The 12,446-nt window shown below is 38.0% G+C and carries 11 protein-coding genes and 3 tRNA genes; all 14 read left to right on the plus strand.

Annotation, left to right across the window (positions count from 1 at the left end; all coding sequences use genetic code 11):
- Window positions 1-67 precede the first annotated feature (67 nt).
- The 14 genes from FI644_RS09885 (at window position 68) to FI644_RS09950 (ending at window position 12,374) form a co-directional block, all read left to right on the plus strand.
- The gene (locus FI644_RS09885; RefSeq protein WP_053478325.1) at window positions 68-1,360 is read left to right on the plus strand and encodes an adenylosuccinate synthase; all 1,293 of its coding nucleotides are present in this window, start codon (window positions 68-70) and stop codon (window positions 1,358-1,360) included.
- Between the two features lie 124 nt (window positions 1,361-1,484).
- Window positions 1,485-1,560, plus strand: a tRNA-Lys gene (locus tag FI644_RS09890).
- An 11-nt stretch (window positions 1,561-1,571) separates the two neighbouring features.
- Window positions 1,572-1,643, plus strand: a tRNA-Glu gene (locus tag FI644_RS09895).
- A gap of 67 nt (window positions 1,644-1,710) precedes the next feature.
- Window positions 1,711-1,783: transfer RNA gene (locus FI644_RS09900), tRNA-Phe, on the plus strand.
- Window positions 1,784-2,187: 404 nt separating this feature from the next.
- The gene (locus FI644_RS09905) at window positions 2,188-3,660 is read left to right on the plus strand and encodes a peptidoglycan DD-metalloendopeptidase family protein (RefSeq protein ID WP_142108258.1); all 1,473 of its coding nucleotides are present in this window, start codon (window positions 2,188-2,190) and stop codon (window positions 3,658-3,660) included.
- A gap of 209 nt (window positions 3,661-3,869) precedes the next feature.
- On the plus strand, window positions 3,870-4,580 hold the full coding sequence (yycF, locus tag FI644_RS09910) for a response regulator YycF (protein WP_142108259.1): 711 nt from the start codon (window positions 3,870-3,872) through the stop codon (window positions 4,578-4,580).
- 9 nt (window positions 4,581-4,589) lie between these two features.
- On the plus strand, window positions 4,590-6,416 hold the full coding sequence (gene walK / locus FI644_RS09915) for a cell wall metabolism sensor histidine kinase WalK (RefSeq protein ID WP_142108260.1): 1,827 nt from the start codon (window positions 4,590-4,592) through the stop codon (window positions 6,414-6,416).
- Window positions 6,413-7,750, plus strand: a complete 1,338-nt coding sequence (locus FI644_RS09920; RefSeq protein WP_142108261.1) for a YycH family regulatory protein — start codon at window positions 6,413-6,415, stop codon at window positions 7,748-7,750. The genes walK and FI644_RS09920 overlap by 4 nt, the downstream gene beginning before the upstream one ends.
- Window positions 7,737-8,534: a two-component system regulatory protein YycI gene (locus FI644_RS09925; protein WP_142108262.1), complete on the plus strand. Its 798-nt coding sequence runs from the start codon at window positions 7,737-7,739 to the stop codon at window positions 8,532-8,534. Before FI644_RS09920 ends, FI644_RS09925 begins: the two co-directional genes overlap by 14 nt.
- Window positions 8,535-8,540: 6 nt before the next feature.
- Window positions 8,541-9,335, plus strand: a complete 795-nt coding sequence (locus FI644_RS09930) for an MBL fold metallo-hydrolase (RefSeq protein WP_142108263.1) — start codon at window positions 8,541-8,543, stop codon at window positions 9,333-9,335.
- Window positions 9,336-9,570: 235 nt separating this feature from the next.
- Window positions 9,571-10,800, plus strand: a complete 1,230-nt coding sequence (locus tag FI644_RS09935; protein ID WP_142108264.1) for a S1C family serine protease — start codon at window positions 9,571-9,573, stop codon at window positions 10,798-10,800.
- Between the two features lie 158 nt (window positions 10,801-10,958).
- A complete protein-coding gene (locus FI644_RS09940) occupies window positions 10,959-11,120 on the plus strand; it encodes a CxxH/CxxC protein (RefSeq protein WP_082631651.1) in 162 nt (53 codons plus the stop codon).
- A gap of 80 nt (window positions 11,121-11,200) precedes the next feature.
- Window positions 11,201-11,680 (plus strand): 23S rRNA (pseudouridine(1915)-N(3))-methyltransferase RlmH, encoded by a 480-nt coding sequence (rlmH, locus tag FI644_RS09945; protein WP_142108265.1) that lies wholly within the window; start codon window positions 11,201-11,203, stop codon window positions 11,678-11,680.
- A 421-nt stretch (window positions 11,681-12,101) separates the two neighbouring features.
- Window positions 12,102-12,374, plus strand: a complete 273-nt coding sequence (locus FI644_RS09950; RefSeq protein ID WP_053478334.1) for a dsDNA nuclease domain-containing protein — start codon at window positions 12,102-12,104, stop codon at window positions 12,372-12,374.
- Window positions 12,375-12,446 lie beyond the last annotated feature (72 nt).

Raw genomic sequence — 12,446 nt, forward strand, 5'->3', positions numbered from 1 at the left:
TGATTATGATTTTTAATGCGTATGTAAACTTACATTTTTAATAATGAATATCTCGGAGGTGCTTTTTATGTCATCAGTAGTTGTCGTTGGAACACAGTGGGGAGATGAAGGGAAAGGGAAAATTACCGATTTTCTTTCTGAAAATGCTGAGGTTATTGCTCGCTACCAAGGTGGAAACAATGCGGGACATACAATTAAGTTTAATGGAGAAACTTACAAGCTTCACTTAATTCCATCCGGAATTTTTTATAAGGATAAAGCATGTGTGATCGGAAACGGAATGGTTGTAGATCCGAAAGCGCTTATAAAAGAACTAGCTTATCTGCATGAAAAGGGAGTAACAACTGATAACCTCCGTATCAGCAACCGTGCTCATGTCATTCTGCCATATCATTTAAAATTAGATGAGGTGGAAGAAGAGAGCAAAGGTGCAAACAAAATTGGTACAACGAAAAAGGGAATTGGCCCTGCTTATATGGATAAAGCAGCACGAATCGGGATTCGAATTGCTGATTTATTAGACCGTGAAGTATTTGAAGAAAAGCTTGCACGTAATCTTGAAGAAAAAAATCGTCTGTTTGATCGAATTTATGAAACAGAAGGATTTAAAATCGAAGATATTTTAGATGAGTATTATGAATATGGACAGCAAATTAAGCACTATGTATGCGATACATCCGTAGTTCTTAATGATGCACTTGATGAAGGACGCAGAGTTCTATTTGAAGGGGCACAAGGAGTCATGCTTGATATTGATCAAGGAACATATCCATTTGTTACATCTTCAAACCCTGTTGCAGGTGGCGTAACTATCGGATCTGGTGTAGGTCCTTCAAAAATTAAGCATGTGGTAGGTGTTTCTAAAGCTTATACAACTCGTGTGGGTGATGGTCCATTCCCTACTGAGCTTGATAATGAAATTGGTCACCAAATTCGTGAGGTTGGCCGTGAATATGGAACAACTACTGGCAGACCTCGCCGTGTTGGCTGGTTTGATAGCGTTGTTGTGCGTCATGCTCGCCGAGTAAGTGGACTGACAGATCTTTCACTGAATTCCATTGATGTATTAACAGGAATTGAAACACTGAAAATCTGTGTAGCTTACCGCTACAAAGGAGAAGTTATCGAAGAATTTCCAGCAAGCTTGAAGGTACTAGCTGAATGTGAGCCAGTATATGAAGAGCTACAAGGCTGGACAGAGGATATTACAGGCTGCAAGACTTTAGATGAGCTTCCTGCCAATGCTCGTCATTACCTTGAGCGTGTATCTCAATTAACAGGCATTCCGCTTTCAATCTTCTCAGTTGGTCCAGACCGTACACAAACAAATGTTGTTAGAAGCCCTTGGCGCCAAAACTAATAGCAGAAGGAGCCCTGATCTTATCAGGGCTTTTTTGTTTTTAAGGAAAACCAAAAAAGTTATTGCATTAAACATAGTTTATATGATATTATAAAAAACGTCGTCATAATAATAGTTTTATTCCGAGCCATTAGCTCAGTCGGTAGAGCATCTGACTTTTAATCAGAGGGTCGAAGGTTCGAGTCCTTCATGGCTCACCATTTTTATAAATGGCCCCTTGGTCAAGCGGTTAAGACACCGCCCTTTCACGGCGGTAACACGGGTTCGAATCCCGTAGGGGTCATGGCACATGACAGTCAGTAAGCGGCTGGCAAGCACAGCCTCCTTGCTGACTGTCATATTTTATATACGGCTCAGTAGCTCAGTCGGTAGAGCAAAGGACTGAAAATCCTTGTGTCGGCGGTTCGATTCCGTCCTGAGCCATCAAAAAAATAACGGAAAAAAGGAGTATGATTCTATCATACTCCTTTTTTGTTACATAACTGTAACATTAAAACCATTTTCTTGAAGTTGAAAGGACTTTCTCTTTTTTTCTTATTGCTTTGCAGCTCCGATCAAGAAACATTCAAAAACCTCCATATATAGGCATTTTATACCTGTATATAAGATTTATTATTTCGACAATTCCTGCTAAGTTTTATGCTTTTACTTTCATTAATAGTAATAAAATGTCAACTATTATACATTTTTGTTACATTATGAAGTCTAGTTATCTAAGAAGTGGCTTTTATGATAAAGTAGAGAAGTGAAATTTTACAGGAATTAAAAAATAGTTACATAGCACTATATGAAAGTTTGTTTGGTACCGTAGTCTAGGAGGATGTAACATGCAAGATTCAATTAAAAAAATATTTTCGTTAAAGAATGATACATATAAGAAAATGACAACAGGATTTAAAAAGACAGCAGTTTCAGCAGTGGCTGTTGCTGCACTCTCGTTTGCGGGAGGTGCTTCTGCTTTAGCAAATGGTGAAAAGTTAACAACTGTTTATTATGTTTACATGAATGATAAATACATAGGAACTGTTTCCGATAAAAGCGTAATTGAAAATATTGTAAATGATAAATTGTCTGAGTCAAAAGATACATATCAGAATCTTAACCTATCTGTAGCGTCCGAGGTTACATATGTTCCGGAGCAGGTTTTTCATTCAAATGCTGCTACGAATAATTCAGAAGTAGCAGAACAAGTTGTTAAAGAAATTGGTGTAAAGGCTGACGCCTCAGCGTTAGTAATTGATGGCAATCCAGTTGCTTATGTTGAAAATGCAGAGATGGCAAAAACAGTATTAGACCAATTAAAGTTAAAATATGTATCCGAAGATCAATTGAAAGCTCTGGATGCACAAAAAGCTTCTAATCATACATTACCCCCATTAAAGGAAAATGAAACTCGTATAGTAGACGTTCGTTTATCAAAAGAAGTGACAGTTTCCAATGAACAAATTGAACCAGGGATAATATTATCTGTTGCAGATGCGATCAAGCTCCTTGATAAAGGTTCAGTAGAAGAAGTGAAATATAAAGTAAAAGAAGGGGATGTGCTTGGAGGAATTGCCCATGCGCATAACCTTGAAACAAAACAGCTGCTAGCCATTAATCCTGGGTTAACGGAGGATTCGCTTCTTCAAATTGATCAGGAAGTTAACGTTACTGTTTTGAAACCGTATGTACAAGTGGTAGTTGAAAAGGAAACCTTTACAAAGGAACAGGTTCCATTTGAAAAAGAGGTTGTGGAAGATTCTTCTATGTTTAAAGGTGATACAAAGGTTAAACAAGAAGGTAAAGACGGTATGCGGGCAGCAACCTATCATATTTCTGAACAGAATGGCCAAGTCATTACAAAGAAACTAGCAAAAGAAGAAGTTCTTCAAGAGCCGGTTAAACATATTGTGGTCAAAGGGACAAAAGTAGTCCCATCTCGTGGAGAAGGAAGCTTTATCTGGCCTGCTAATGGTGGATACATTTCCAGTAAGGTCGGACATCGCTGGGGCAGAATGCACAAGGGAATTGATATTGCCAGACCGAGCAATCGCACAATTAAGGCAGCCGATAATGGAGTGATCGTATCAGCAGGCTATGATGGAAGCTTTGGAAATAAGATTGTCATTGACCATAATAATGGCTATAAAACAATCTATGCTCATCTTTCATCGATAGATGTAAATGTAGGACAAACTGTTTCCAAAGGTTCAAAAATTGGTGTCATGGGCTCTACTGGAAATTCAACAGGTGTTCATCTGCATTTTGAAGTTCACAAAAATGGGGAAATACAAAATCCCTTAAATTATATTCGCTAATAAATTGACAGGAAAAAGTCTCTAGTGCTGCATACTAGAGATTTTTTGCTATTTCGTTTTGAAAAGAATGAATAGCAACTATGATCATACTGTAACATCTTTCTAATACGTGTATTCTCATTTATAAAATGGTAAAGTAAAAGTGAGAACATATATGAAAAAATTAAAATCTACTTCCTTCAAATAATCGATTGAAAAAGGAGCGCCATATGGAGAAAAAAATTCTTGTTGTAGACGATGAAAAACCAATTGCTGATATTTTGCAATTTAATTTAAAGAAAGAGGGCTATGAGGTTTTCTGTTCCTATGATGGAAACGATGCCCTGGACAAGGTGGAGGAAATAAAACCCGACCTTATTCTGCTTGATATTATGCTTCCACTAAGAGATGGGATTGAGGTTTGCCGAGAAGTTAGAAAAAAGTACGATATGCCAATTATTATGTTAACAGCAAAAGACTCTGAAATTGATAAGGTCATCGGGCTTGAGCTCGGGGCAGATGATTACGTAACAAAACCTTTTAGTACGAGAGAGCTGATCGCGCGTATTAAAGCGAACTTAAGACGTCACCAGCAAATAACTGCAAACGCGGTGGAGGAAGAGGAGTCAAATGAAATTACGGTAGGCTCGCTTACCATTCATCCGGATGCCTATATCGTTTCTAAACGCGGAGAGACGATCGAGCTGACACACCGTGAATTCGAGCTTCTACATTATTTGGCTAAGCATATTGGACAAGTAATGACAAGGGAGCATCTTTTGCAAACTGTTTGGGGCTATGATTATTATGGAGATGTCCGAACGGTTGACGTAACCGTTAGACGACTTCGGGAAAAAATTGAAGATAACCCAAGTCATCCTACCTGGATTGTTACGAGAAGAGGGGTAGGGTATTACTTGCGAAATCCTGAACAGGAGTAAGGAGCATCAATGAAAAAAGTTGGCTTTTTCCGTTCGATTCACCTTAAATTTGTCATTATATATGTCCTTTTAATTTTGATTGCCATGCAGATTATTGGTGTTTACTTTGTACGGCAATTAGAGTTTACATTGAAGGATAATTTTAAAACAACGATTCAAGACCGTGTGAATTTGCTTGCCTATTATCTTGAAGAACAAATGACGAAGGATCGTCTGCCTGATGATGAGACTACCAAAGAAGAAGACGTTTATAAATTATTGAGAGACTTTTACTCACCTGATATTACGGAAGTAACTGTCATTGACGATTCGTTGAGGATTCTTGGCACATCGGATCCGGATAATCAGGGTGTTGTTACGCAAAGGACAACAGACACGCTCATTAGGATGACACTTGCAACTGCCCAGCAATCAAGCGAGGATCGGATTGACCATAGGGGGAATCGTATCTGGGTATTAGTTACCCCAATTAAGCATCATGGGGAAGTAAAGGGTGCTATATATTCAGTTGCAAAAATAGAAAACGTCTTTCAGCAAATGAGACAAATCAATAATATTTTTATTACTGGTACAGCCATTGCACTTGCAATTACTGCTGTTTTAGGTGTTCTTTTGGCACAAACAATCACAAGGCCAATGTCAGATATGAGAAGGCAGGCACTTGCGATGACAAAAGGGAACTTTTCGCGCAAGGTTAAGGTTTACGGGTATGATGAAATTGGCCAGCTCGCAATGACATTTAATAACTTAACGAAAAAGCTGCAGGAAGCGCAGGCAACAACAGAAGGGGAACGACGAAAGCTGTCTTCTGTACTCTCCTATATGACGGATGGCGTGATTGCGACTGATCGGAAGGGACGTGTCATTTTAATAAATGAGCCTGCGGCAGAAATGCTGAATGTTTCACGTGAAACAGTCCTGTCCTCTCCAATTGTTCCACTTCTTGGTCTGGAGGAGGACTATACCTTCGATGAACTGCTTGCAGAACGAGATTCAGTTATTTTAGATTACAGTGAACCTACAAATACATTAATCTTACGGGCAAACTTTTCCGTTATCCAAAAGGAAACTGGATTTGTAAATGGCCTTATTACTGTGCTTCATGACATTACAGAGCAAGAGAAAATTGAGACGGAGCGCCGTGAATTTGTTGCAAATGTATCTCATGAACTAAGAACACCATTAACGACGATGAGAAGCTATTTAGAAGCGCTAGCTGATGGTGCGTGGCAGGATAAGGAGATTGCACCAAACTTTTTAGAAGTAACCCAAAATGAGACAGAACGGATGATTCGTCTTGTGAATGATTTGCTGCAATTATCAAAAATGGACAGCAAGGATTACCGTCTGACAAAAGAGTGGATCGATCTTATTTCCTTCTATAACCGGATTATCGATCGATTTGAATTAACGAAGAAACAAAATGTGATTTTTGACCGAAGACTACCTGATCAGGCAGCATTTGTTGAGATTGATGCGGACAAGCTTACACAGGTGCTGGATAATATCATATCCAATGCACTGAAGTATTCTCCAGAAGGTGGAAAGGTTACATTCCGTGTAGAAGAAAAGCTAGGTATGATAGTTGTGAGCGTTTCTGACCAAGGAGTGGGGATACCGAAGGAAAATATTGATAAAATATTTGACAGATTTTATCGAGTTGATAAAGCAAGAACTAGAAAATTGGGTGGTACAGGTCTTGGTCTGGCTATTGCTAAGGAAATGGTTGAAGCACATGGTGGTGAAATATGGGCAATGAGTAAAGAGGGGAAAGGAACATCGATATTTTTCAGCCTGCCTTATGATGCTCGTACTGAAGAGGATGATTGGGAATGACATATGAAAATATTAAATCAGTCATATTAGTCATTTTAGTCTGTTTTAGTATTTTATTAACATGGAGTATTTGGACATACCAGCCAAATTTAGAAGTGATTGAAAAGCAAAATACGGTTGAAAAAGTAGCGATAAGTGACAAAAAGGAAGTCGGAGAAATTGTTAGGCCTGATCGGATTATCTATCATCTTGATAAAGAGAGTCATTTCGGAACAGTTGATATAAATGAAATTAATAAGGTGATAGCTGAAATAAGCAGATGGAATTATGCTGATTTTGAGAATATTTCAGGTGGAATAGGCAATTACCCCTCCTTTATCCATAATTCAGGAAAAGCAGTTATTGAATTTCCAGACCTGATTCCAATTGATCTTTATCGGTCGATTATTGATATTAAAGATAAAAAACTGCCTCATTTTCAATTTGATCGTATTGTTATTGATATAGGTGCAACGCAGAAGGAACAAAGCTATGTCTATTTTATATCTTCTAAAGAAAAAAAGGCATATAGAAGCCATGTTGCTTCATCTTTCGTCCATAATTTTAATAATGCATTCTTTAAAAATGTGGAATACAATTTAAGTTATTCTTCCTATTTTCCATATAAAGTGTCTGAGGATCGAGTGCTCTTTTTGCTGTCTGATGAAACAAAAATGTTAAGCTATCAATATGTATCCAACCCATTAGACCCTGAAAAGTATAAGAACGCTTTATTTAAAGATCCAAGTGTGGTTCAGAAGAATTGGCAGTCTTCAGGTTCAGGGGTAGAGTTTAAGGATTATTCAAGTCTGATGAGAGTGGATGAGGATAAAAATACGCTTTCATATGTGAACCCGGTTGAGAGCAATGAGAGCCAGTTTCCTACAGATAATCTTTTGAAAAGAAGCATTGATTTTGTCAATGAACATGGTGGCTGGACAGGAAATTATCAATATGTGAAGATTGATGAATCAAATCATCGAGTATTGTTCCGCCTTTATGAGAATAATGGGTATCCCGTGTTTAGTGATGCGAATGGAATCTCCGAAATAAGCCATACTTGGGGACAAAACGAGATTCTGGAGTATTCCCGCAGTAATTTTTCGTTTGGCATTCAAACACCGGATGAATCTGAAACAACTCTGCGTTCTGGTCAAGAGGCATTAGAGTGGCTAGAGCAAATGGAAGGAGTTCATCTTAATCAGCTGCAGGATATGGTAATAGGGTATACGATGACAAAGGATTTACACACTCGATTAGTTTATCTTGAACCGGCTTGGTACTATCAATACAATGATATATGGAATAAAATTTCCTTCGAGGAAATAGGAGGGGGCAATCATGGATTGGAGTAAAATTAAAACAATCTTTATATTGACCTTTCTTGTACTCGATATCTATTTAATGTATGAGTTCTTTAAATTAAAGGATTCAAGTCAATATGAATTTATTGTGGAGCCATCATTTGATAAAAGACTGAAAGCTGATGAAATTGAGTATAATGATCTTCCGAAAAATATTCAAAAAGATAACTATTTAAGTGCTACGCCTAAAAACTTTACGAATGATGATGGATTGGATGATCCAAAGCTAAAAGGGCAGCAAGTAACGGTGAATGATGGCTTGGTCTTAACTGCCACCCTAGATAAGCCGTATGAGTTAAAGGATAAGTTAGATACGGCAGAGATTAATTCTTTTGTTAAAAACCATGTGATATATGGTGATCAGTATCGTTTCTGGGGAAAAGATGAAAACAAAATTACCTACTATCAGCAGTTTAAGGACAAAGTTTTCTATAAAAATATTAGCGGGGAATTGACGATATGGCTAAATGCTGAAAATGATATTGTTTCCTATCAGCAAACGATTTTAGAGAAAATTGAAGAGCTTTCAGAAAAGGAAAAAATAATCCAGCCGCTTAAAGCCATTGAAACATTATATGAAAAGGGCTCCTTAAAGCCGAAAAGCAAAATCTCAAAAGTCGAGTTAGGCTATGTAACCTTTCTTCATACTGGTACATCCCAGGTGCTGACACCTGCTTGGCGCTTTGTGATTAATGGGGAAGAGAATATATTTGTCCACGCGTACGAGGGGCAGATAATGCAATTAAACAATGAAGAGAAAAAAATAGTGGAGTGAGAGAATATGTCCTTGGAATTTAGCGTTCTCGCAAGCGGAAGTACGGGGAATGCGATCTATGTTGAGACAGAGGATCATTCATTTTTGGTTGATGCTGGTCTAAGCGGGAAACAGATGGAAGCCTTATTTCAAAAGATTGACCGGGATATGGGGAAGCTCTCAGGCATTTTAGTTACACATGAGCATAGTGATCATATTAAAGGTGTCGGAATTGTGGCTAGAAAATATAAATTACCTGTGTATGCAAACGAAAAAACATGGCAGGCAATGGATGGCTTAATTGGACAAGTACCTGTTGAGCAGAAGTTTGTTTTTAATATGGAAACCGTAAAGACATTCGGTTCTTTAGATATCGAATCATTCGGTGTTTCCCATGATGCGGCAGACCCGATGTTCTATGTTTTTCATCATGGGCAAAAGAAAGTGGTTATTATAACAGATACAGGCTATGTAAGTGATCGGATGAAGGGCCTTATTTCCAATGCGGATGCGTATGTATTCGAAAGTAATCATGATGTGCAGATGCTTAGAATGGGAAAGTATCCTTGGAGTATTAAACGAAGAATCTTAAGCGATGTTGGCCATGTCTCTAATGAGGATGCGGCGATTGCCATGAGTGAAGTAGCTGGGGATCGAACAAAGCGCATTTATTTGGCTCATTTAAGCCAGGACAATAATATGAAGGATTTAGCGAGAATGGCTGTTGCACAAACGCTTGAGGGCAGAGGGATTAGAGTAGGGGAGCAGTTTGACCTGTTTGATACAGACCCGAAAATTCCGACGGCATTAACAGCGGTTTAATAGAATGGGCATCGCTTAAGGCGATGCTCATTTTTTTTAACAAAATTCATCAAACTTATGAACAAAGTCGTAAGATTGAGTTTTACAATTGCTTTTTTCTTAGCTTATAAAAATTGAGGGAGTATAATAATGGGTAAGAAGGAAGAATAAATCTTAGGACTAATCATGACATTAAAGGTAAACATGTAGCTCTCTCATTTTTTAAATAGACGTGAAATGAAAGGACTGGTGCAAGGTGGGCTATTATGATCAAGATTATCAAAATCGATCCAATAAACAAAAAGGAAACAAAGGCGGGTATTTTTTAGCAAGCCTAGTAGGTGTGATTCTAGGAGCCATTCTTGTCATTATTGCAATCCCTAAGCTCGCAGATTACAATGTTTTGCCGTATTCAATCGAGCCGGATAACCAATTGGAAGAGGAAGCGGCGAATAATGAAAGTGCGAACGTTCCTACACAAAATGTATCCCTTAATGTCGTAACAGATGTAACGAAAGCCGTTGATAAAGCGGGGGATGCAGTCGTTAGTATTACAAATATCCAAGCAGCAGGCTTCTGGTCCAGAGAAGCTGGTGAAGATGGGGTGCCAGCTGGAACTGGTTCAGGTGTTATATATAAAAAGCAGGGGAAAAGTGCTTTCATCGTAACGAATCACCATGTGGTTGAAGGTGCCCAGCAGCTCGAGGTAAGTCTTGCAGATGGAACAAAAATACCGGCAAAGCTTGTTGGCAGTGATATTTGGACAGATCTAGCTGTATTGGAAGTGGACTCAAAGGATATTAAAACGGTTGCTGAATTTGGTGATTCAGGTGCATTGAAAACTGGGGAACCAGTCATCGCAATCGGAAATCCATTAGGCACATTTGAGGGCTCTGTCACACAAGGGATTATTTCTGGCTTAGAACGGACAGTACCAGTTGATATTGACCAAAATGGAACAGCTGATTGGCAGGCTGAGGTTCTACAAACAGATGCAGCCATTAACCCAGGGAATAGCGGTGGAGCCTTAATTAATATTAGTGGCCAAGTCATCGGCATTAATTCAATGAAAATTGCTGAGTCAGCGGTTGAAGGAATCGGATTGGCTATTCCAATCAATTATGCCCGGCCAATTATTGAGGACCTAGAGAAATTTGGGGAAGTAAGAAGACCATACATGGGTATTCAGTTAGCATCGGTAAGTGAAATCCCTGGCTACTATCAGCAAGAGGCATTAAAACTTCCTCGAGATGTGAAAGTAGGAGTTGCGATTACATCTGTTGAACCTAATTCACCTGCTGCTCAAGCAGGCTTAAAGGAAATGGATGTAATTGTTGAAATGGATGGCGAAGCAATAGGGGATGTCATTCAGCTTAGAAAGCATTTGTATAATCAGAAAAAAGTTGGCGATCAGATGAAAGTGAAGTTTTACCGAGCAGGTAAGCTTCAAGAAGCAACCATTAAACTGAGCGGTGAAACATTCTAATAACCAAGATAAAAGCAGGAAAGCACAATGAGGCTTTCCTGTTTTTTATTGGTTTGATATGATGAGATGTGGATAAGTAGAAAATGTGAATGGAATGAAAATTATCCACAATTCAAATAATAATCACAAGTGAAAATGAAGAAAGAAGGAATGCTTAAATGATTTACAGCTGCGAGGAACATGTTGATATAGCAATAGATACAGTGGTTGATGAGTACGAAACCTTTCCGCAATTATCAAAGATTTCAAAGGAAGAAGAGTTATCAACAACCTGTGAATATTGTCAAAATCACGCTGTATATCTTGTGGCGAACGAATGATCTCACACAAGATGTGGATAGAAAATGTGGATATGTGGATAACTAATGTGGATATCTTGTTTACAAAGTGAGGATGACCTGTGAATATCTCAATAATAACGGTTGGCAAGCTAAAAGAAAAATACTTAAAGCAAGGAATCGATGAATACTTAAAAAGATTATCGGCCTACGCTAAAATAGAAATCATCGAAGTCCCAGACGAAAAAGCCCCAGAAGAATTAAGCGATACTGAAATGATCCAAGTGAAACAAAAGGAAGGCGAGCGGATCCTATCAAAAATCCATCCAGACGCACATGTCATTGCTCTAGCGATTGAGGGGAAAATGAAAACATCAGAGGAGCTGGCTGATGGTCTGGATAAGTTAGCTACATATGGTAAAAGCAAAGTGACGTTTGTGATCGGAGGATCGCTAGGGCTGAGCTCTGAGGTCTTGCAGCGGGCGAATGAGAAACTGAGTTTTTCGAAAATGACCTTTCCACATCAGTTAATGAGGCTAATATTGGTGGAGCAGGTTTATCGGGCGTTTCGGATTTTGCGGGGAGAACCGTATCATAAGTAAATGAGGTTATTACCACAAATGCCGTTAGTTTATAAACTAACGGCATTTTAAATATCAAGGTAAACAAGTAATATGTACAATAACTCCCAATTCTTTACAAGTAGAAATAAATGAATAGAGCAACCATCATATCTGATACTAGTAAATTTTATGTATTAGCTAAGCATTCAATACTCTGTATTTATCATTTCTTTGTTTTAAAAGAATTAAAACAAAGAATATATCCTAAAATCAATGTGGGATACGAATTAAGGAAATGACTGTAATATTTAACAGAGAGAAGTTACTACTTCTTTACTACGTAAAATGGTAAAATTGGTAAAAAATGTTGTTATGGACCTATTTTATCGATACAATTGAGGAAGATGATTTATTCATATATTAACAAACTCTCAGATTGAGAATGAATAGGATTGATTACATGGATAAACTAAAAGACTCATTTGTTAAGCAGAGAGACATTAGTGGTCCACGTTCTTCAAATAGATTTGATTACCAAAAAGATTGGGCTATTTTAAAGATGATGGAAATGTATGGAGTTGAAGGGGATTTCTTATTAGTTATGGACTATTACGATGATGTTGTTATTTATGATTCAGCTACAGACCCTGAAAACAATTCCTTTTTTCAGATAAAAACTAGTTCAAAAAACTGGACTTTAAACTCTTTGACAAATAGAAAACCAGGAGCGTAAGGGCGGAGAGGAATATCAATTCAACAAGGTTTTCCATTTTCATAGTATGATTATGTTGAGAAAAGATAGAAC

The organism is Cytobacillus solani (assembly GCF_006704205.1).
Classification (GTDB): domain Bacteria; phylum Bacillota; class Bacilli; order Bacillales; family Cytobacillaceae; genus Cytobacillus; species Cytobacillus solani.

What these genes read in the sequence shown, in the direction of transcription:
- FI644_RS09905 (WP_142108258.1), top strand. Translation starts at nt 2,188, where the DNA reads ATGCAAGATTCAATTAAAAAAATATTTTCGTTAAAGAATGATACATAT.
- FI644_RS09940 (WP_082631651.1), top strand. Translation starts at nt 10,959, where the DNA reads ATGATTTACAGCTGCGAGGAACATGTTGATATAGCAATAGATACAGTG.
- FI644_RS09930 (WP_142108263.1), top strand. Translation starts at nt 8,541, where the DNA reads ATGTCCTTGGAATTTAGCGTTCTCGCAAGCGGAAGTACGGGGAATGCG.
- FI644_RS09885 (WP_053478325.1), top strand. Translation starts at nt 68, where the DNA reads ATGTCATCAGTAGTTGTCGTTGGAACACAGTGGGGAGATGAAGGGAAA.
- yycF (WP_142108259.1), top strand. Translation starts at nt 3,870, where the DNA reads ATGGAGAAAAAAATTCTTGTTGTAGACGATGAAAAACCAATTGCTGAT.
- walK (WP_142108260.1), top strand. Translation starts at nt 4,590, where the DNA reads ATGAAAAAAGTTGGCTTTTTCCGTTCGATTCACCTTAAATTTGTCATT.
- FI644_RS09920 (WP_142108261.1), top strand. Translation starts at nt 6,413, where the DNA reads ATGACATATGAAAATATTAAATCAGTCATATTAGTCATTTTAGTCTGT.
- FI644_RS09950 (WP_053478334.1), top strand. Translation starts at nt 12,102, where the DNA reads ATGGATAAACTAAAAGACTCATTTGTTAAGCAGAGAGACATTAGTGGT.
- FI644_RS09925 (WP_142108262.1), top strand. Translation starts at nt 7,737, where the DNA reads ATGGATTGGAGTAAAATTAAAACAATCTTTATATTGACCTTTCTTGTA.